Genomic DNA, 19,721 nt, shown 5'->3' with positions numbered 1-19,721 from the left:
GGAAAGGAGGCAGTCGAGAATGGCTTCTGAATCAGCTGATACAACGAACCGAGGAATCCGGCAGCATATCCCGTTATTGGCGGTCCTCATGCTGGGGCTGTTTTTGGCCATCTTGAATCAGACGCTTCTAAGCGTTGCCATGCCCCATATGATGACGGATTTTGGGGTTGGAGCTACGACGATCCAATGGCTGTCTACAGGATTCATGCTAGTCAACGGAGCGTTGATTCCGTTGTCAGCCTTTTTAATCGAACGTTTCGGCACCCGGATTTTGTTTTTAGTGGCCATGGTATTTTTTACGTTGGGGACTTTTATATGCGGAATTGCCCCTAATTTTTCCACCATGTTAATCGGTCGTTTAATTCAAGCGATTGGCGGCGGAGTGATGCAGCCTCTCGTTATGACGATCATTATGTTTGTTTTCCCTCCGGAAATGCGCGGAAGAGGGATGGGGATTTTCGGTTTGGCGATGATGTTTGCGCCTGCCATCGGCCCTACTTTATCAGGATGGGTGATTGAAAACTATTCTTGGCGTATTATGTTTTACGCCATGGTGCCGCTGGGAATTTTAATCATTCTGATTTCCTTCTTTACCTTGCGAAACATTATGGAGCCGAAAAAGATCAAACTCGATTATTTGGGAGCTTTATTGTCTTTAATAGGCGTGGCTTCGCTATTATATGGAGTCAGTGAAGCGGGAACAGACGGATGGACGGATCCTGTTGTCCTCACAACGATTGTCATTGGTTTGATAGGCATTGTAGCCTTTGTCATTCAACAATTAACATCGAAAAAACCAATTCTTGATTTTCGTGTCTTTAAATACGACATGTTTTCGTTATCCAATGTGATTAGCGCGATCATCACAGTGGCCATGTTTGCAGGCATTTTCTTGCTGCCGATTTATTTGCAAAATTTGCGGGGATTTACACCGCTTCAGGCCGGATTGTTAATGCTTCCGGGTGCACTTGTTATGATGGTGATGTCGCCCGTCTCAGGTATGCTGTTTGATAAAGTAGGACCCCGGCCGCTTGCAGCAGTTGGCTTAATTGTCACGATCTTGACAACCTATGAATTTACTCGCTTATCCATCCATACTTCTTATGAACATATTTTAGGCCTTTACATGATTCGTTCTTTTGGAATGTCGTTATTAATGATGCCGATTATGACAGCCGGAATGAATCAATTGCCTAGACATTTGAACAGCCATGGAACGGCGATGACGAATACGCTTCGCCAAATATCCGGTGCGTTAGGAACCAGTTTAATTACCACTATCTATTCCAACAGAACCAATTTCCATTATGCGAACTTGGCGGATGGCATGAGCACAGCTGATCCAACGTTTATGCAGTCGTTTCAAGCTTTTGTCCATTCGATGGCGGGGGCGACGCATTTGCCGGTGGAAATGGCTCAGCAACTTTCTGTTTTTTCGCTTTACAGCCAAATCTTGCTGAAAGCCAATGTGAATGGAATTAATGATGCCTTTTATTGGGCAACCGGGTTATGTATCGTCGGGCTCATCCTAAGTCTATTTTTGCGCGATGTCCGAAAAGACAAAGTACGCGATAAAGCGGCAAAAAGAAAGCGGAATGTTCCAATGCTTCCTTCTCCTTCTGAGCGGCCGAAGGAAGTGTAAGCTTAAGTTTCAAAGAACAGGAGGGTAGACCCTATGAAAATTTATGTGGTGTATGACAGCGAAGGCGGGCATACCAAAACTCTCGCTGAAGCCATTGCGGAGGGTGCGAAGAAAGTGCCCGGAGCGGAAGTCCTCATCGATCATGTGAAGGATGCCGATATTTATAAACTTCCGGAAATGGACGCCATTATTTGGGGAGGACCGGGACATTTTGGCACGGTCAGTTCAGGCTTGAAAACTTGGATTGACCGTCTCGGCTACCTTTGGGCGGAAGGAAAGCTGGTGAATAAAGTTGGAGCCGTTTTTTGCACGACTGCTACGATTCACGGCGGTGTTGAATCCACCATGCTGAATTTGATCACCCCCATGCTTCACCATGGAATGATTGTCGTCGGCTTGCCGGGGAATATTCCTGAAAATGCTTTTTACGGTTCATATTATGGCGTGGGAATCAGCTGTCCGCCTGACTCCCCTGAACCGATTGACAACAATGGATTGGAATTGGGAAGGGCCCTTGGTGAGCGGGTGGCTCGGGTGGCCAAGAAAATGGCAGAGGAAGAATAGGGGGATGACCGGATGCTGACAACGATTATTTGTATCATCCTTTCGATTTTGGTACTCACCGGTTTAGTGACCGTCAATACCCGTGCCGTCACTAAGGAACCATCAGGCCGATCGGAGGAAGAACGTACTCAACGTCAAGAAGAGTCCGGAACAGATCGGCCGCCGCTCTCCCAATCTGACGATCATGTCCGGCATCACGAGGATGAAGATCTTCAATCGATCATGGCGGATGACGAGTATCGGCAAGTGCTGAAAAACTTTTGGAAGCAAGTTTCGAAAGACGCCGACCATTCAGATGAGGAAAATCCTTCAAAAGTGGAAGATCCCATAAAAGATGATCAATATCGGGAAGCTTTGCGTTTGATGAATAAAGATCAAGATGACCAATAAAAACCATCAGCAGAAAAGCAAGTTTCTGCTGATGGTCCTTTTTTTGCCGTTTCACCAATGTGTTTGGCAGGGATCTTGTCTCAGTAAAATTTAATAGCAAAAGGATCGTTTCCGTAAAGGATAAAAAACTTATCCATATTTTTCTGAATCGGAAAATGATAGTAAATTTTGCGTGAAAAGCAGCAAAAACGGCATTCCTTCATGTTTCATCCTGGAATAAGGAAAAAACAGGCGGAATAGAAGATATTGTATCTTTTTCTTGAAACGTATGAAACAACACTCGAAACCACCTATGCAATTGGTGTATAATTCAAAAGCAGATAAGTGCGTCATCTTCATATATGATTTAGTGGTTTTATGAAAAATTCCGTCTCCACACCTTGAATGGATGTTTTAAAAGTGTTGTGAATCATTTTGTGTCGGAAAGAGAGTGGAACTTCATGGGACGTAAATGGAATAATATAAAAGATAAAAAAGCTGCGAAAGATGCGAATATGAGTCGTATTTATGCGAAATTTGGACGTGAAATTTATGTAGCGGCCCGGCAAGGAGAACCGGATCCGGAAGCCAACCGTGCGTTAAAAGTGGTACTGGAACGTGCGAAAACGTATAATGTGCCTAAAGCGATTATTGAACGTGCGATTGAAAAAGCGAAGGGCGGTTCCGATGAAAACTACGATGAACTTCGTTATGAAGGATTCGGACCAAATGGATCGATGGTGATCGTGGACGCACTGACGAATAATGTGAATCGTACGGCGTCAGAAGTGCGTGCAGCGTTTGGAAAGAATGGCGGTAATTTAGGTGTGAGCGGGTCCGTAGCTTATATGTTTGATGCCACGGCGGTTATTGGAGTCGAAGGGAAAACAGCGGATGAAGTGCTGGAATTATTATTAGAAGCAGATGTGGACGTACGGGACGTATTTGAAGAAGATGACACGGTTATCGTATATGCTGACCCTGATCAATTTCATGCCGTTCAAGAAGCATTCAAGAATGTGGGAATAACGGATTTTAAAGTGGCGGAATTAACGATGATTCCACAAAATTACGTCACCCTTTCAGAAGAAGATCAAGCAAAATTTGAAAAAATGATTGACGCATTAGAAGATTTAGAAGATGTTCAGCAAGTGTACCACAATGTGGATTTAGGGGAATAACTTCCGAGTATTTGCCCAAAAAGAACGATCCAGCAACAACAAAGGTTGCTGGGTTTTTTTATGCTTTAAAAATGTACTAAAGGGAATAAATAGGATTTTTTCTCGAAGGATGGAGAGTAGACCAATCGAGGCATAAAGGGCGAGTGTTCTCAGCAGGATGTAATCAACGCTCTTTTCTTGTAAATAAGGGATAAATTTTCTTCCGTTTTTTGCGCATATTAAGGAATGCATGTTACCTATATGCGAAGGAGGGAGTTCGTTGGCTAAGAAAAAAGACGGCGGAACGAAACAAAACAGCAAGCAAAAGCCGAAAGGGAAAACATCCGGTTCAGCTAATGGCCAAAACGGCTACCATTAGGTACATTTTAATGTGACGATCTCAAAATGGGCGAGACTCTCCTGCGGGAAAAGCAAGACTAGGCGATACCTAGCAGCGAGGGACGAGCGAGAAGGCTGCGGTTCGCTCGCGGAAAGCGAATGAAATTCGCGATCATACTATAAAAAGATTTACATTAAAAAGGGTGCCCCGGGTTATCTAACTGACTTCCGGGGCACCGTTTTTTTGCGAGAAAAAATCGTTCAATATTCATTCAAAATAGCTTGTAATCACACGATAAAACGATCGAACCTATACTCGACCGCTTAGCTCTTGGCGTATTCGATTAAAACGAAAACGCCAGAAAAAACAATAAAAACGATCAAAGAAACGTAACAGATATGTACGATGTGTGAAAGATAAGAGGTACACCACTGCTTATTTAAGCGGTTCGCCAAAGCTGCCTTCAAAGATGGATTCTTTCACAGGCCGGCGAGTGGATGGCACTTCTCTTTCTTGCAAGTGTAGCGGCAAAGCTTCCTTTTCTCCTTGATAGCCAATGGCGATAAGAGCATCGATCGCATAGTCTTCCGGAATATTCAATACTTCACGAGCTTTGTCAAAATCAATTCCTGTCATCGGATGCGTAATCAAGCCTTTTCTCGTTGCTTCCAAGGATAAATAACCCCAAGCGGCGCCTGCGTCGAAAGCGTGAGAACCGATATTGCCCCTTTCACTAGTCAATTGAGAGATAATCAAAGCGAATGCGGGAGCTTTTTTGCACCAAGTTTGGTTAAATTCACCGATGAACGTCATGAATTTTTCACGGTCTTCTTTAGTCCGAGCCAGAATGAAGCGCCATGGTTGAAGGTTGAAAGCAGACGGCGCCCATCGTGCCGCTTCAAACAGGCTAAGCAGGATATCTTCCGGCACCTCTTTTTCTAAAAATGAACGTGGAGACCAGCGCTCTAAAAATACAGAATCAATTTCGTATTCCGGCTGACGTACGACTTCCGTTTTCCCCATAGGGACCCCTCCTACCATGTCGATTATATGAATCTAATTCTATTGTAAAACAGTTTTATTTTTCAGACAAATAATTGGTTTTTTCTCTTTTTGTTGGATTTTTGTGAAAAATGAATGAAAATAGTATTGAAAATGATTCTCATTATTATATATAATACATTTGTAATGGTTTGATATTTTATTCGATTGATAGAATACATATTCATCTATAGAGGAGGAAAAAGAAAAGTGAAAATTTGGAAAGCTGCATTCGTGACATTGTTATCATCCAGCCTGTTATTCGGCTGTTCTCAATCTTCTAAAACAGACTCTGAGCCTAAGAAGACGGACAAAAGTGCTTCAACGCAGCAGTCAAAAGAATTGGCGCAAGTCACAAAAGAGTATCGTGGCTATGCCATTGGAGAAATAGATGAACTTGTAAAAGACACGGAACAATTTACAAACGCTGTCAAAAGCGGTGACATAGAAAAGGCAAAACAAATTTATCCGCTGGCTCGGATGCATTATGAGCGGTCAGAACCGATTGCAGAAGTATTTGGAGACCTCGATCCTGAAATTGACGCCCGTGAAGGAGATGTTCCGGCATCGGAATGGCGGGGATTCCATCGAATTGAAAAAGGTTTGTGGAAAGAGAACACGACAGTTGGCTATGAGCAATATGCAGACCAATTGTTGAAAGATGTAAAATTGCTGCGTGCCAAAGTAGAAACGGTCAAAGTGACGCCGGACATATTAATTACCGGTGCGGTTGATTTATTGAATGAAGTGTCGACATCGAAAGTAACGGGGGAAGAAGATCGCTATTCCCATACTGATTTATACGATTTTGCCGCAAATGTCCAAGGAGCTGAAAAAATTTATGAGTTGCTGAAGCCTGCTTTAGAGAAAAAAGATAAGAAGCTTTCGGATGAAATCGGAAGTCATTTTGATCAAGTCAACCAATTGCTCAATCAGCATAAAAAAGGCGACGGATATGTTCCATACACTGAGTTAACGTCCGCAGAGGTAAAAGAATTAAGCCAAGCGATTGATGCACTGGCAGAGCCTCTTTCCAAAATGGGCATTGTTGTGGAGGAATCATAATGACGGAACAATCGAAGAAACAACCGGAAGAACCAACTTTTTTGTCTAAGCAGATTTCCCGCAGAGATATGCTGAAAATAGCGGGAGCCGGAGGAATTGGCCTTGCGCTTGGGGCTAGCGGCGCCGGAAGTCTGCTCACGATGACGAACTTATTCCCGGAAGCGGCCGAAGAAGATAAAGAGGACGAAACCGTTCCTTTTTATGGTGCCCATCAAGCAGGAATTGCGACACCAATGCAAAATCATGTGTACTTTGCTGCAATGGATGTAACAGCTGAGAGCCGATCAGAATTAATCCAACTCTTTCAAGATTGGACGAAAGCCGCCGCTTTGATGACGGCCGGAAAGCCGGTCGGAGAGAATTCCGGCAACGACTTTTTGCCCCCTAAAGATACAGGAGAAGCAGCGGAGCTTTCGCCTTCTAATTTAACGATTACCTTTGGTGTGGGGCCCACGCTTTTTGTAAAAGATGGAAAGGATCGCTTTGGCTTAAAGCGTAAGCAACCCGGAGAATTAAAAGAACTGCCGAAGTTTCCTCTCGATGCGTTGGATGAGAAATGGTGCGGAGGAGATTTATGCATTCAGGCATGCGCAGACGACGCCCAAGTGGCCTTCCATGCGGTTCGAAATTTGGTCAGAATCGCCCGCGGCAAAGCGACGATCCGATGGGCGCAAGCCGGATTTCAGCGTTCCAAGCAAGCGGCTTCTTCCAAAAAAGATACGCCGCGGAATTTATTTGGATTTAAAGATGGAACGGTCAATCCGGATGTGCACAATGCAAAAGAAATGAATCGGTATGTATGGGTTCAGCCGGGAGACGGGCCTAATTGGCTAATCAACGGATCTTATTTAGTCGTCAGAAGAATTCAAATGCATATTGAAGTATGGGACAGGTCCAGTTTGCGCGACCAGGAAGAGACTTTTGGCCGTCATAAAGCAAGCGGGGCTCCGCTTGGCCAAAAAGATGAATTCGATCCTCTTGATTTAAAGAAAAAACGGCCGGATGGTCAATATTACATTCCGGTCGATTCACATGTTCGGCTGGCGCATCATGACGGAACGGAAAAAATTTTGCGTCGTTCGTATTCTTATGCCGACGGGATGGATCCAAAAACCGGAAGTTTGGACGCAGGCTTGCTCTTTATGTGCTACCAACGCAAGCCTAGCCGGCAATTTATTCCCATTCAATCCAGGCTTTCTCAAAACGACAAATTAAACGAATATATTACCCATCGCGGAAGCGCCATTTTTGCCTGCTTCCCCGGTGTAAAAAAAGGCGGCTATATCGGAGAGTCTCTGTTTGAATAGAGTCTCGTTTGGAAATGAGGAGATGATATTTTGAAACGATCTCACATCATCATCGTCGTGATCGGCATATTGGTTTGTTTTCTAAAGATTTCTCCTGCTTATGCCGAGAAAGGGTATGATGAATTGTATGTTCCTATCGGTGATGCATTAACGCATACGCAATCATCAGCTGACTGGGATGTCATTCAGAAGGATATCCAGCAATTTGAGCAAGAATGGAATACGCTTCAAAAACCAAGCGGCAAACAGGTAAAGCGGATCAACCAAGAACTGGAAAAGGCGAAAAAAGCTTTACACGAAAAAAATGCAGGGGATCTCCGTCATGCTCTCTCCGCTTTATCAAGCCAGCTGATTCTTTTGGAAGAACAGCAATCAAAAGGTAATAAAGAGGAAGAAAAAGATAAAGTCCGTCAACTGCAGCCGATGATGGAACAAATGAAAACTTTGATTGAAAGTAAAAAATGGGAACAAGCCTATAATCAATATCGCCAATTTGAGACCGTATGGAATCGAGAGGCGGAAATGGCTGTTCGACAACAAAGTGTTGCCTCTTATGGAGAAATCGAAAAAAATATGTCCTTTTTGCGAATTGCTCTTACCCAAGAGCCAGTGGATCAAAAAAAGGCAACAGACAGCCTTCAGTCATTGAAACAATCGGTTGATGACTTTTTATCCGGAAAGGCGTCCGCCAAAACGAACTCAAAAGAGTATACTCTTTCTGATTTAAACCGACTATTAAAGGATAGTGTCCAAGCGATCCAAAAGGATGATAAATCAAAGGCCGTTTCCTCCTTAAATGAGGTTTTAACGATTTGGCCGATGGTAGAAGGGAAAGTTCAAACTCGGGACGCTGCATTGTACAATGATATGGAGACGAAAGTACCGGCGGCAGTCAGTATTTTAAGCTCCAACAGCGGTGATATCCATAAGGCAGAAGCCATCATCAATGACTTACATTCCCGCCTCGAGTCTCTAATGAAACAAACAAGCTACAGCATTTGGGATGCCGCTTTGATTTTGCTGCGTGAAGGCATGGAAGCATTGCTTGTGATTGCGGCTCTTGTCGCCTTTTTGAAAAAAACGAATCAGGCGGAAAAACAAAAATGGATATGGGGAGGGGCCGGCGCTGGTATTCTCGCCAGTGCATTGTTTGCGATCGTGTTAAGTTTGGCCTTTTCCAAAATGACAGGTGCTTCCAGCCGTGAGTATATTGAAGGGTTTGCCGGAATCGTGGCCGTTGTGATGATGTTGACGGTGGGGGCATGGCTGCATAATAAGTCCAATGTTCGTCAATGGAATCAATATATTCAGCAGCAAATGAATCAAGCGCTTGAAGGCGGCCGTCTTTGGACGATGTCGTTGATCAGCTTTCTGGCTATTTTTAGAGAAGGAGCAGAAACCATCATTTTTTATGTTGGGATGGCTCCTTCGATGAGTGTCGGCCGATTGCTGGCAGGAATCGGAATAGCGTTGGTCATCTTGTTCATCGTTGGGTTTTTGATTATTCATTTCAGCGTCAAAATCCCGGTTCGACCGTTTTTCTTGGTTGCTACTGTGCTGATTTACTTTTTATCGTTTAAAATTCTCGGAGTAAGCGTCCATGCCTTGCAAGTTGCCAAGTTGCTTCCGGCGCATACTTTGGCATCTTTGCCTAATATTGAATGGATCGGTTTTTATCCGACAATGGAAACGATCCTTCCGCAGATTGTGCTGGTTGTCCTCATTGCAGGAGCGGCTTACTGGGTAGAGAAATCAAACCGTAAAAGTGAGAAGGCGGCTTAACCTAATAAGGGGAGCGTTCCGTATGAATCACCGGTCGCCTTCTCTTGATGTCGATTCAATCCATATCGGAACATTCGCGCTCCCCGGATTTTTTGAGGTAAAACTTTCATCCGTAAAGGCTTGATTTATAAAGTAAATTATGGTAATATAATAGATGTTCTTAAGAAGACGGGGCATTAGCTTAGTTGGGAGAGCAGCTGACTCTTAATCAGCAGGTCGCAGGTTCGAACCCTGCATGCCCCATTATAAAGTCCAAAAAAGCAAGGCGTTTTAAAGGCGCCTTGCTTTTCGTTTGTCGGCAAATCCAAAACCGGGATTTGCCGATAGCTTTTTTGTGTGTCATTAAAAAATAGAGATGGATGAAATGCTGGCAAAGATACTTTTGCTGCGATGAATGTGAATAAGGTGGCTTGCCGGTCATTGAAAAGTCCAATAATAGCATAAAATAGACTTTTTGGCGTGGTCTGACCGTAACCTTTAAAAGCATGAAAATGACAAAAGACATCCGAATATGTCCATTCAGATGCCTTTTGTCTATACTCTGGAAGGATAATGCTTTGATTTCTGGTCATTTTTTATTGCTCATCGTTTTTTGTCATAGGTTCGAAGCAAAATCGCTATAACAAAGAAAAAAGCAAAAAGCCCCCATGCTGTCAGCCCTTGTCTTTTGATAATTCCGAATATAAGGACCGAAATGCCGGACAAAACAAATGAAATTTGGCTTAAAGTGTTTTTATTCATCCTATTCACCATCCTATTGACACTTTTAATTGTCACTAATGTTTTGTGTGCGCTGCTCAGACCTCTTAAATCCCTTTTTTCTCAGCAGCAGTTTCAAAATAACAAGGAAAATTCTTATCAAAAACAACTTTTTCCCAATAAGAATAGTCATTTTTTAACCATTCTGGTATATGCTCTCTTTCTTAAAGTTCCGATTTGGTAACATTGAAATGGATCGTTGCAATCATTTTCTCTTAACTTCTAGTTCTTTTATTCCCGTTTTCCCTACTGACAATATAACAGATCTATTATTGTTATGTGTATTTTCTTAATATTTTTTGCATTAAGGGGGAACGAATCCCCTTTATTTTATGAATTCTACCCTCTTTCGGACGTTTGTGATTGCAATAAAAAAAGATGATTCAATATCAAATTCCCTTAATGTCATAGCTGCTATTTTGGAAGGGGCTGATGATAGTCCCTTTAATAATTTCAGAGGAATTGTGCATGATTATGGTCTCTGGCATATTAAGCGGGCGAAATTGCTATAATAAAGGCTGGTGGTGATTGAATGGAAAGAAAAATCAGAAGGATCGGCAACTCATTGGGTGTCAATTTGCCTGCTGATATGCTGAAAGAAATACAATTAAATGAGGGCGACACCGTTGAAGTCGAGTTGCGAAAAGACAAAGGTGAGATCGTACTAAGAAACAAAAAAATCACGCCTATCAATAGTGATTTTGAATCACGAGTGATAGACGTTGTGGAAAAATATTTTGACATAACAAGAAAGTAGAAACCTGTACGAATTCATGAGAATAGGGGGCGGGCAGACTCTATTCTCTAGTTATATGTTATTACATTGTTATAACATTGTAAATACTTTTTGTTTAAAAAATTATCCTCGGCTGTATTGAAGACTGATTAAGTTTGATGCGGCCTCAGAGAGTGTAGACAAAAAGGCGTTCGGTTATGCCCAATCGGATGCCTTTTTGTCTACATTCTGAAGCAAGGCGTTTTAAAGGCAGGCGCCTTGCTTTTTTTAGGTTTTTTCTTTGTAATGAAAAGAGAAAGGTATTTCGATAATATTATCATGAAAGCTAGGAATAACAGCAAAGTGGAGGAAAAAGAAATGGAAGGGCATATGAAGTATCAACCATTGCCGATAGAATTTTTCCAGAAGCCGACCCTTGAATTGGCAAAAGCCTTGCTTGGCTGTCTGCTTGTAAAAGAGACGGAAGAGGGAATAGCCTCTGGCTTTATTGTAGAGACGGAAGCATATATGGGTCCGACAGACCGCGCAGCCCACAGCTATGGCAACAGGAGGACAAAACGGACGGAGATTATGTTTCATGAAGCCGGAGTGGCTTATACATACGTGATGCATACCCATTGTTTGTTTAATGTTGTAAGCGGCGGCAAAGAACAGCCGGAAGCGGTGCTGGTTCGTGCTCTTGAACCTTATGACGGCATCGATTTGATGTTTCAAAGAAGAAGCAAGATTAAGGACGTGCGCCAGCTGACAAACGGCCCCGGCAAATTGACGAAAGCTTTAGGGATTACAATGGCAGACTATGGCCGTCCTCTTCAAAAACCTCCCTTGTTTATAGCAAAAGGATTTGTACCTGAGGCAATTTCACAAGGAAAGAGAATCGGCATCGAAAATACGGGAGAAGCAAAAGACTACCCATGGCGATTCTGGGTAAGTGGAAACCGATTTGTTTCGAAATAGATCAAAATTCCACCAAAAACGATGACAGAAGAAGTGTTTGACGCAGGGATGATGGTAAGAAAAAAATCGATGTGATGGAGAGGGGCGATCTATAGATAGTATCTATCCGATCATTTGATTTTAAATGAAGCTGAACTTTTGGAAATCATGGAAAGTCTTTTACGATAGAATGCTTCAAAATCAGGAGGAGTTCAAAGTTGCACTTATTGATCCATTTAATCGATCAATATGGATACATCGTCCTTTTCTTTTCGTTAATGCTGGAGCTGATCATTGTTCCTGTCCCGAACGAAATTCTTATGAGCTATGTCGGTTTTCTTGCTTATCAAGGAAAAGTCCATTTTGCTCTCGCTGTCCTTTTTGGGGGCTTGGGGGGAATTGTAGGAGTCACGATTTCCTATTGGATTGGATTTAAATTGGGAGCACCTTTTTTCTATAAATATGGAAGCAAGTTTCATTTAGGACCGGAGAAAATAGAAAGAATTTCAAGATGGAATCAGAAATACGGAAGAAGATTATTGTTATTTTCTTTTTTTATTCCCGGCGTTCGTCATGTGACTAGTTTATTTTCGGGAATTACCCGCTTGCCTTTTCGATCTTTTGTTGTTTTTGCGTATATCGGTGTGTTCTTGTGGGTAGGGACGTTCATTTTTTTGGGAAAAATTTTCGGTCCAAAATGGGAGCAATTTCATCAAGAGGCCAAATTATATATGATCATTGGCTGCGTCGTAATTGGTCTTGTGTACGCTATATACTTATACATTAAAGTAAACATCCGCAAGATTCGAGAAAACTTGATTTTGTTATTTGAAGCCATGTTTAAACGATTTCACAGCTTCCTTGGCATGAAGCTGCTGATTTTCGGGATGGCCATTGTGTTTATCGCTATGTTCAGTCTGATGGTAGGGATGATTCAAGATTTTATCGAAAATGAATTTGGGCAATTTAATACCATCACGAAGGCTGTCGTCTCGTATATAGTGGATCCTCGTTGGAAACAGCCGATCGATTCTATGTATTCCTTATTGTCGCGAAATTCTCTTTTGTTTGTGGGTCTTTTAACGATTATATGGATTTTCTTCAAAGGAAAAAACAAATGGTTGGAATTCCAATATTATGTTATTTGCATACTGGGTGCTCTTATTTTAAGCAAGGGCCTCCATATTTTGTTCAGCTATATTGCGGTCGCAAACATGTTCAGCCAATCTTTTCCGAGCGAATTAAGTTTTTTATGGGTTGTGCTTTACATCTTTTTTCTGTACATCGTGCTTCGGCATACTCAAAGAAAAATAGGAAGTGTTTTGATTGTTGTATTAGAAATGCTGATATTTGCACTGATCTCAGTCAGCAGCATTTATTTAGGGTCGGAAAATCCAAGTGATTTAGTGGCGGGCTATACGTTTGGAGGAGTTTGGGTAAGCTTGATCATTTTGATGATCGAAATTTCCAGGCTCTTAAATATGATCAAAGCTTCCAAACGAGGTCATTTGGAGAAAACGGAATAAACGGGCGAAGAAAAAACTTCCGCCCGTTTCCTAAATATTTCTATCTTTTTCGATGATGTTGGGAGCGTTTTGGGAGGACTTTCATAGGACGTTTATCGATCATTTCATCTAAACGGACAAATTGAATGTTACGCTGCCTCAATTCTTTTAAAACTTCTTTTAATGCTTTTAACATATAGTGAGGAGCGTCAATATGGGCGCCCGGCGTGTCTCCGCAATCATGCAGCAAAACGACGTCCCCGGGCTTAATCCTTTTCAGGAGCTTATTTTGTATGATCAAGCTCGTCCCTTTATTGCGCCAATCGCCTGCCATAACAGACCATAAAATAATGCGAAATTCTTTGTGCAGAAAAAAATCAAAGAGATTCATCAGACCCCAAGGCGGACGGTAATAAGACGGCCGAACGCCGGTGATATTTTGAACAATGGCCGCGGAGTCCCGCAAGTTGCGGACAACGGACCAAGGAGTCATCAGCCAATTGGATCGATGGACGTAATTATGAATTCCGATCAAATGACCCTCTTTGTGCATTCGTAAGATGAGTTTAGGGTATTTTTTCGCTTTCGATCCGACGACAAAAAAGGTGGCTTTGACCCCATATTTCTTTAAAAGATCAAGCAGTTGAGCGGTATACACGGGATCGGGTCCATCGTCGAAAGTGAAAGCGACTTGGCTTTCACCGTTCCCTTTTCGAAATGCTCCAACACCGAACCAAAAGGATAATAGATAAGGAATAAACATATAAAAACATAAAAAGACAAAAAAGCAGATCATGATTTTCTCCATAAATCAAAATCCTTTCTTCTCTACAAGGCCTAGGAAGATTCATAGATGACACAGGAATCTCCCTATCTTTATCCTATTATAACGGTTCAGCCGTTGATGTGGAGGATAGACGTTCTTTTTTTAAAAAAACGTGCTGATTTCCGTTTTTTCAATTGGAGTCCATTTGCCACGATGTAAGTAGGATGGCTTGTCATGGCCATTAGTTGATAAATGGCCAACACCGCATCGAATGCAGCGGCTTTTTTTTGGATTCTTTCAGAGTTCTTTTTCATCTTCAGCAGGAGCGGCTTATTTTTTATCAAATTGGAAATTTGATAGATTAAGTCATCGGGATTTTCAGACAGAATGGCTGCTCCGGATTTTGTTAAATAACGAGCGTTTTCTTGTTCTTGACCGGGCAGAGGATGATAGAGAATCATGGGCAGCTCCATGGCCAAAGCTTCTGACGTGGTCACTCCTCCCGGTTTTGTGATAATGATGTCCGAAACTGCCATCAGTTCATGGACATATTCTACATAACTGAATAAATGAATCCGATGTTTAGACTGTTTTAGTTCTACTTCCAACTTTTGTTTTAATTTCTGATTGCGTCCGCACAAAATAATCAATTGCAGAGTTTCCGGGATGGATTCAAGCGTCGGCAAATTGAGAAAACCTTTGCCAAAAAGGCCATCTCCGCCTCCCATAATCAAAACGGTAGGAAGCTCGGCATCCAGTCCGTGCTTGACAATAAATTGATCGCGTTTATAAGGATAAAGAAACTTTGTCTGAATGGGGATTCCCGTACTGGCAATTTTCTCTTCCGGGACATTTCGTCTGAGCAATCTCTTTTTCCCTTCATTGGAACCTACTATGTAAAGATCCGTAAAAGGGTGAATCCAACAACTGTGATCCGTATGATCTGTAATCACGGTCACAATAGGGATATTCGTTAATCCATATTCTTTCAGTTTAGAAAGTATTCCAGACACAAATGGATGGGTGCTGACGACGACCGCGGGTTTCTCTTTCTCCAGCAATTGGAGCATCTTTCTTAGTCCAACGAAAAACAACGACTGTATTCTTGTTGAAAATACGCTTTTTGGATGGGTTTTTTGATAAAAAAATCCATATAGTTGAGGAAAGACTTTCAATCCTTTTATGTAAAGATAATTGCTAATTGGATACATATGAGGATGAGCCCATGCAATAAAATCAAAAACAACAGGTTGGACATTTGGAAAACATAGCTGAACGGCTTCTTCCAGAGCTTTGGCAGCTTGGAGGTGTCCTTGTCCGAACGTACCTGAAAGAATAAGGATCTTGTTTTTCGTCACTTTTGACATTCTTCTTCCCCCAATAATCTTTGTGATCAATAGAAAAGACTGAGGTTGTCCAAAAAAAGTTCATGTCAGAAAAAGCGGGTCGAGGAAGAAAAAACAAAAACCCTTTATGAATTAATCAGAGTTTTTGCTTTTTTTCCTTTCAAAGAGCGGTTTTGAAAAAAGCCATGTCATGGCAATGCCCAATGAAAACCATATGAGCAAGAGCAGACAGACACTTCCAACGACAGGAAAATTAATCATAGAGACCGCCAGCGCTGAACCGAAGAGCAATTTCAACCATTCAGGTTTGCCATCCATGAATTTCAATTGTTTGCCCAATTCTTTGCTGAATACAAGCAATCCGATAAAAAAGGAAAGAGCGCTTGCGACAAATACCAACAAGGCAACCGGTATGCCAATAATGGTGAGAGCCAGAAGCGTGCATAACGTTGTCAGCGCTAAACTTGCCATAAATCCAATGATCAACGTTTTACCGGGTCTTTTCAATAAAAGTTCTTCGTGTCTGAATGTTCTGCGTTTCAAAATAATCCCTAACAGTACGGTGCCAATCACTAATATAATACTAAAAGCAAGCCGTATGCCCCAAGTGAATAAATAAAGAAATCCGCCGAAGATAAAGCTGTTTTGCATGGGATCGTTTAGATTAACGGTGATGAGATGCTCGGAGATACGAGCCCCTTTTTCTTGATGAACATGACCGCCGATCACAATGACAGGACCGCCTACAACGGCTGTTTTGTTCATCGTAAGGTCACCGTTCACGACGATGACTCCGACTTTGACATGTCCGCTGATCTCGGCGTCATTTCCAAGTACAACCACATTTTCCACTTTTTCTTTTTCGGGAACGATGACATCTTTTTTGTCTATTATAAGTTTATCTGCTGCCAGAGCAGGGTGAACGATCAGCAAAGTCAAAACCATGATGGAAAGAAAGGCACTCAAAATGTTAAACCCTTTCATGTTCTACATCTCCCTATTCTAGACTTTTTACCCTGAGCAAAAACTGAATGGCCCAAATCGATGTTCCTAAAATAACCATGGAAATGATAACACAAGCGAGAAAGAGCAATGGAATGGACGAAAGAACCGAGGCCAGTGCATGAGTCACGCTTAATCCGATATGCACAAAGGAAGTGGCCAGTGTAATTCCTACATAAAACACGTTCCCCATTTTCGAGAGAATGAAGGCAGCCATTAGTAGGGCGATGAAACTCATAGTCCAACGAACATATCGATTCATTGGGCGATACGGCGAGGAGATTTGTTTTATTTTCCGGACAACAGAGTGTTCAAATTGAACATTCGGTATTTCGATGGAATGATAAACGGCAAACAGTTCTTCTTTCAGCCATTGAAGTTCTTTTAGCTCAGTGCTGCATTGACGGCATTCTGCTACATGGTCTGCTACTTTTTTTCTTTCCTCTTCGTTTAATTCTCCATCAATAAACGCTGACAGGAGTTCATGAACATGGTCATTCATTGTGCTCGCCTCCGAAAATTTCTTTTTTCAACGCGATTCTGGCCGAATGGATGCGTGATTTCACTGTACCAAGGGGAATGCTTAACATTTTGGAAATTTCATCGTACGAATATCCTTGGATGTCGCGCAGCGAAAGTATGGTGCGCTGGTCCGGGGATAATTTTTGCATCGCTTCCTGAATTTCAAGCTTCAATTGTGTCCGATCGATAGATGAGGTCATACTCATGTGTTCGGCTCGATCCTTGCTTTGCAGCTGCAATTTTTGTATTTTTTTTCTTTTTTTTAATTTGTCGTAACAAATATTCGTCACGATTCTTGTCAGCCAAGAAACAAAGGCAAAGTCATTATCCAGTTTGGATAGCGATGAGTAAGCTTTTACAAAAGCTTCCTGAGCGATATCTTCCGCTTCCATTCGGTCATTCACGATCGAAAAAGCATGGCGGAATACTTGGCCTTTATATTTGGAAACCAGTGTAGAGAACGCCTCCAAATCCCCGCTCCTGGCCTTTTGTATTAAATTGGTGAGTTCTTGATCCACCTTTTTTCAACCCCCTGTGAAGAAAAGCTCGAGCCTTCTATGGTTGATAGATCGGAACGACATTTCTTGCTAAAATAATGGGACGCCTTCTTATAAGGAGATTTAAGGATCCATTTGCCGGTGCCGGAATTCAGATGCGGAAGATCGGGGAAAATCGGGTGGAAATCACTCAAATTTCCCTTATAATATGGAATGTTTCGTCTTTTTTCTCAAAAATCGATCGTCCGTTTCTGTTCTTTACAAAAGACGCCGTTCAAATAAGATAGGTTCATTTTTACCGAAAATCATTTTCAGCATTCTTAGGCAATGACGTGAAAGGCTCTTTTAAAGAAAGAGTGCAATGATTGAATAGAAGATTTTCTACGCTTTCAAACCGGATTTTTTCAATAAGGGATTTGTCGGATCATGGTGAAAATGGAAGGTATTTTATCATATTTCCTGGAAATTTACAATTCTATTTATTCTTGTCGTTTTCTTTTATATTTAGTGGGATCATAATATTTTAGGGGGGATTTTATTGAAAAAAGTTGCTGCCGTCATTATGTCTGCCGCTATTGTTTTGTCTGTAAATCCTTCGCTTGAGCTTGCTGCACCGCCAGAGAAAGAACTGACTCAATATCTTCAAAAAATAGGAATGTCGAAAGAAGTAGTCAATAGTCAATTGGAAAAATTTTATGGCGAAGATTTAGATTCATTTGATTCGGTGGAAGAGGTAAGACAAGTTCTTGGAAATCCGATTAACGATCATGATTTGCAAGATTTATTGACAAGGTATGGGTTTTCTTCTGAAGATGAATTGGAACAAATGCTTGTGGAATACGGCGAACTGGAAAAAGGCCAAGATATCCGCGATGTTTATAAATTTATGAACCCGTTGGAAGACACCGTTTCGTTTTATGCGCTTATGCCGGAAAACAAAGAAAATTGGTTGGATGTCGATTCGATTGCCGATGCCCTTTCCCCGTTTGGATTGACTAAAGAGGAGACACAACGGCTGATCGATCATTTGAAGTCTTTAAACTTAGACGAGCAACAGTTGCTGCCATCATTGGAAGAATTGAATCGTCGGATGGAAGCGATTGGGGAATTCGATAGCGCCTCTGATCTAACGGACGCTCAACTTACCGAACTTGCAGATATTTTTCACGACTTCTTGAGTCTTTTTCATATGGATGCCCGTTTTTACTTAGAGAAAAACGGCCGGAAAACCCCGCTGTCCTGGAAGCAATTGATTACGTTGGAAAAAACGAATGGAAGCAATTTGCTCATTGAACTTTATAATGATCATGGAGAATTTTTGGCAGATATGATTTTTACGGCTGATCTGTTTGGCTCGGATGTGATTGAAAATACGGTGAATAAAGCCATAAATGGCAGCGCCGCAAAAGGGCAGCCGAAAGCACATCTGATCAAACATACTGTTAAAGGCGGACTGATGCCGAAAACGGCCGGCCATTATATGGAACAGCTACTCGCCGGAATTTTCGCATTGTTGATTGGTGCCGTATTACTGCGCAAATGGCGCGTGAACCATTCATGAATCTTTTTTTACAAAAAAATGGACTGATTTTTATCGCCGCTGTTGCTTTCCTGATCGGTGGCCTTTACCTAACCGGGAATAGTTTGAAATCTCTTTTCTTTTCTGAAAAATACGAAAATGAAAAGGCTGTTCAGGTCGACGCAAAACAAGCTGTACAGCCTCTAAAAGAAGAACCGTTCTATGCAGCCCGGCCAAAACAGGGTGAAAAGTTTGGCGAACTCTTTATTCCGAAGCTCCATGCCAGTATGCCGATTTACGAAGGGACAAATGAGGATGAACTGGCGAAAGGAGTCGGTCATTTTGCCGAAAGTGTATTGCCGGGGGAAAAAGATAATTGTGTGTTGAGCGGTCATCGGGATACGGTATTTCGAAAATTGGGAAAGGTTAGGGAAAATGATTTGTTGATTGCTGAAACATCTGCGGGAACGTTTACTTATAAAGTCTACAAAGTTCGCATCGTTCCAAAAAACGATCGTACAGTTATCGTTCCGAAGCCGCGGGCGACATTGACGCTGACGACGTGCTATCCATTCCACTATATTGGCAGCGCACCGAAACGTTATGTGCTGGTGGCTGCATTAATCTCTGAAAAATTAAAGGAAAGAAGAATTCATCAAGAGAAGAAAGCGGGATAAGAAGCCTGTTCTACTTTTTCCAAATGGAGACAGGATCTTTCATCATAATGACTTGCTCCGCATTTTTAAAATTCCCGAAAAAATATGCAACAACCCATTCAAATGGCATTATTTTATTGATATTTGGAGACGGACGATCAGTCCGTCTTCTTTATGTGCGCCCGGCATGTACATGAACTATAGGGT

Annotated in this window: 19 protein-coding genes and 1 tRNA gene; 13 read left to right on the top strand and 7 right to left on the bottom strand. The window is 42.0% G+C overall.

The features are described 5' to 3' along the window. The first annotated feature begins 19 nt into the window (after positions 1–19). From NST12_RS13760 to NST12_RS13745, 4 genes are all read left to right on the top strand, one after another. A complete protein-coding gene (locus NST12_RS13760; protein ID WP_328202810.1) occupies positions 20–1,642 on the top strand; it encodes a DHA2 family efflux MFS transporter permease subunit in 1,623 nt (540 codons plus the stop codon). A 33-nt stretch (positions 1,643–1,675) separates the two neighbouring features. Next, positions 1,676–2,206 carry an NAD(P)H-dependent oxidoreductase gene (locus tag NST12_RS13755; protein ID WP_048624011.1) on the top strand — a complete coding sequence of 177 codons (531 nt, stop codon included), beginning with the start codon at positions 1,676–1,678 and terminating at the stop codon, positions 2,204–2,206. Between the two features lie 12 nt (positions 2,207–2,218). Further along, on the top strand, positions 2,219–2,596 hold the full coding sequence (locus tag NST12_RS13750; protein ID WP_328202805.1) for a hypothetical protein: 378 nt from the start codon (positions 2,219–2,221) through the stop codon (positions 2,594–2,596). 440 nt (positions 2,597–3,036) lie between these two features. After that, complete coding sequence (locus tag NST12_RS13745) at positions 3,037–3,756, top strand: YebC/PmpR family DNA-binding transcriptional regulator (protein WP_048624009.1); 720 nt, start codon at positions 3,037–3,039, stop codon at positions 3,754–3,756. 754 nt (positions 3,757–4,510) lie between these two features. Here the strand turns inward: NST12_RS13745 and NST12_RS13740 are convergent. Beyond that, a complete protein-coding gene (locus NST12_RS13740) occupies positions 4,511–5,098 on the bottom strand; it encodes a nitroreductase family protein (protein ID WP_048624008.1) in 588 nt (195 codons plus the stop codon). A gap of 228 nt (positions 5,099–5,326) precedes the next feature. Here NST12_RS13740 and efeO point away from each other — a divergent pair, with 228 nt between their 5' ends. The 4 genes from efeO to NST12_RS13720 all read left to right on the top strand — a co-directional run bounded on the left by efeO (position 5,327) and on the right by NST12_RS13720 (position 9,513). Further along, positions 5,327–6,181 carry an iron uptake system protein EfeO gene (efeO, locus tag NST12_RS13735; RefSeq protein WP_003352620.1) on the top strand — a complete coding sequence of 285 codons (855 nt, stop codon included), beginning with the start codon at positions 5,327–5,329 and terminating at the stop codon, positions 6,179–6,181. Further along, on the top strand, positions 6,181–7,488 hold the full coding sequence (gene efeB, locus NST12_RS13730; RefSeq protein ID WP_327796509.1) for an iron uptake transporter deferrochelatase/peroxidase subunit: 1,308 nt from the start codon (positions 6,181–6,183) through the stop codon (positions 7,486–7,488). The genes efeO and efeB overlap by 1 nt, the downstream gene beginning before the upstream one ends. A gap of 30 nt (positions 7,489–7,518) precedes the next feature. After that, a complete protein-coding gene (locus NST12_RS13725) occupies positions 7,519–9,270 on the top strand; it encodes an FTR1 family protein (RefSeq protein ID WP_341101543.1) in 1,752 nt (583 codons plus the stop codon). Between the two features lie 170 nt (positions 9,271–9,440). After that, a tRNA-Lys gene (locus NST12_RS13720) sits at positions 9,441–9,513 on the top strand. Positions 9,514–9,852: 339 nt separating this feature from the next. Here the strand turns inward: NST12_RS13720 and NST12_RS13715 are convergent. Beyond that, complete coding sequence (locus NST12_RS13715) at positions 9,853–10,011, bottom strand: hypothetical protein (protein ID WP_341101541.1); 159 nt, start codon at positions 10,009–10,011, stop codon at positions 9,853–9,855. 550 nt (positions 10,012–10,561) lie between these two features. On the opposite strand from NST12_RS13715, the gene NST12_RS13710 reads away from it, so the two are divergent. The 3 genes from NST12_RS13710 (at position 10,562) to NST12_RS13700 (ending at position 13,227) form a co-directional block, all read left to right on the top strand. Beyond that, positions 10,562–10,786: an AbrB/MazE/SpoVT family DNA-binding domain-containing protein gene (locus NST12_RS13710; RefSeq protein ID WP_003352614.1), complete on the top strand. Its 225-nt coding sequence runs from the start codon at positions 10,562–10,564 to the stop codon at positions 10,784–10,786. A 336-nt stretch (positions 10,787–11,122) separates the two neighbouring features. Continuing rightward, complete coding sequence (locus tag NST12_RS13705; RefSeq protein ID WP_341101538.1) at positions 11,123–11,722, top strand: DNA-3-methyladenine glycosylase; 600 nt, start codon at positions 11,123–11,125, stop codon at positions 11,720–11,722. A gap of 197 nt (positions 11,723–11,919) precedes the next feature. Beyond that, a complete protein-coding gene (locus NST12_RS13700) occupies positions 11,920–13,227 on the top strand; it encodes a VTT domain-containing protein (protein ID WP_341101536.1) in 1,308 nt (435 codons plus the stop codon). A gap of 40 nt (positions 13,228–13,267) precedes the next feature. Here NST12_RS13700 and NST12_RS13695 read toward each other — a convergent pair whose 3' ends face one another. From NST12_RS13695 to NST12_RS13675, 5 genes are all read right to left on the bottom strand, one after another. Then, entirely contained in the window at positions 13,268–14,014 is a 747-nt protein-coding gene (locus tag NST12_RS13695; protein WP_048624003.1) for a polysaccharide deacetylase family protein, read from the bottom strand. Between the two features lie 86 nt (positions 14,015–14,100). Continuing rightward, entirely contained in the window at positions 14,101–15,339 is a 1,239-nt protein-coding gene (locus tag NST12_RS13690) for an MGDG synthase family glycosyltransferase (RefSeq protein ID WP_328202787.1), read from the bottom strand. Between the two features lie 111 nt (positions 15,340–15,450). Further along, positions 15,451–16,302: a hypothetical protein gene (locus NST12_RS13685; RefSeq protein WP_341101533.1), complete on the bottom strand. Its 852-nt coding sequence runs from the start codon at positions 16,300–16,302 to the stop codon at positions 15,451–15,453. Between the two features lie 13 nt (positions 16,303–16,315). Further along, on the bottom strand, positions 16,316–16,822 hold the full coding sequence (locus tag NST12_RS13680) for an anti-sigma factor family protein (RefSeq protein ID WP_048624000.1): 507 nt from the start codon (positions 16,820–16,822) through the stop codon (positions 16,316–16,318). After that, the gene (locus tag NST12_RS13675) at positions 16,815–17,360 is read right to left on the bottom strand and encodes an RNA polymerase sigma factor (protein ID WP_048623999.1); all 546 of its coding nucleotides are present in this window, start codon (positions 17,358–17,360) and stop codon (positions 16,815–16,817) included. Before NST12_RS13675 ends, NST12_RS13680 begins: the two co-directional genes overlap by 8 nt. Positions 17,361–17,877: 517 nt before the next feature. Between NST12_RS13675 and NST12_RS13670 the strand changes: the two genes are divergently transcribed. Both NST12_RS13670 and NST12_RS13665 read left to right on the top strand, forming a co-directional pair. Further along, a complete protein-coding gene (locus tag NST12_RS13670; RefSeq protein ID WP_048623998.1) occupies positions 17,878–18,900 on the top strand; it encodes a processed acidic surface protein in 1,023 nt (340 codons plus the stop codon). Next, entirely contained in the window at positions 18,897–19,535 is a 639-nt protein-coding gene (locus tag NST12_RS13665; protein WP_003352599.1) for a class D sortase, read from the top strand. Before NST12_RS13670 ends, NST12_RS13665 begins: the two co-directional genes overlap by 4 nt. Positions 19,536–19,721 lie beyond the last annotated feature (186 nt).

Origin of the sequence: Bacillus sp. FSL W8-1127 (assembly GCF_038006725.1) — a bacterium.
Lineage (GTDB): Bacteria > Bacillota > Bacilli > Bacillales > DSM-4216 > Bacillus_O > Bacillus_O smithii.
The sequence above is the reverse complement of the archived record's forward strand: the minus strand, read 5'-3'. Positions and strand labels throughout refer to the sequence as shown.

Bases quoted from the DNA above. Each gene is read 5' to 3' on its own strand.
- NST12_RS13760 (WP_328202810.1), top strand. From the start codon at position 20: ATGGCTTCTGAATCAGCTGATACAACGAACCGAGGAATCCGGCAGCAT.
- NST12_RS13755 (WP_048624011.1), top strand. From the start codon at position 1,676: ATGAAAATTTATGTGGTGTATGACAGCGAAGGCGGGCATACCAAAACT.
- NST12_RS13750 (WP_328202805.1), top strand. From the start codon at position 2,219: ATGCTGACAACGATTATTTGTATCATCCTTTCGATTTTGGTACTCACC.
- NST12_RS13745 (WP_048624009.1), top strand. From the start codon at position 3,037: ATGGGACGTAAATGGAATAATATAAAAGATAAAAAAGCTGCGAAAGAT.
- NST12_RS13740 (WP_048624008.1), bottom strand. From the start codon at position 5,098: ATGGGGAAAACGGAAGTCGTACGTCAGCCGGAATACGAAATTGATTCT.
- efeB (WP_327796509.1), top strand. From the start codon at position 6,181: ATGACGGAACAATCGAAGAAACAACCGGAAGAACCAACTTTTTTGTCT.
- NST12_RS13715 (WP_341101541.1), bottom strand. From the start codon at position 10,011: ATGAATAAAAACACTTTAAGCCAAATTTCATTTGTTTTGTCCGGCATT.
- NST12_RS13710 (WP_003352614.1), top strand. From the start codon at position 10,562: ATGGAAAGAAAAATCAGAAGGATCGGCAACTCATTGGGTGTCAATTTG.
- NST12_RS13705 (WP_341101538.1), top strand. From the start codon at position 11,123: ATGGAAGGGCATATGAAGTATCAACCATTGCCGATAGAATTTTTCCAG.
- NST12_RS13695 (WP_048624003.1), bottom strand. From the start codon at position 14,014: ATGGAGAAAATCATGATCTGCTTTTTTGTCTTTTTATGTTTTTATATG.
- NST12_RS13690 (WP_328202787.1), bottom strand. From the start codon at position 15,339: ATGTCAAAAGTGACGAAAAACAAGATCCTTATTCTTTCAGGTACGTTC.
- NST12_RS13685 (WP_341101533.1), bottom strand. From the start codon at position 16,302: ATGAAAGGGTTTAACATTTTGAGTGCCTTTCTTTCCATCATGGTTTTG.
- NST12_RS13680 (WP_048624000.1), bottom strand. From the start codon at position 16,822: ATGAATGACCATGTTCATGAACTCCTGTCAGCGTTTATTGATGGAGAA.
- NST12_RS13665 (WP_003352599.1), top strand. From the start codon at position 18,897: ATGAATCTTTTTTTACAAAAAAATGGACTGATTTTTATCGCCGCTGTT.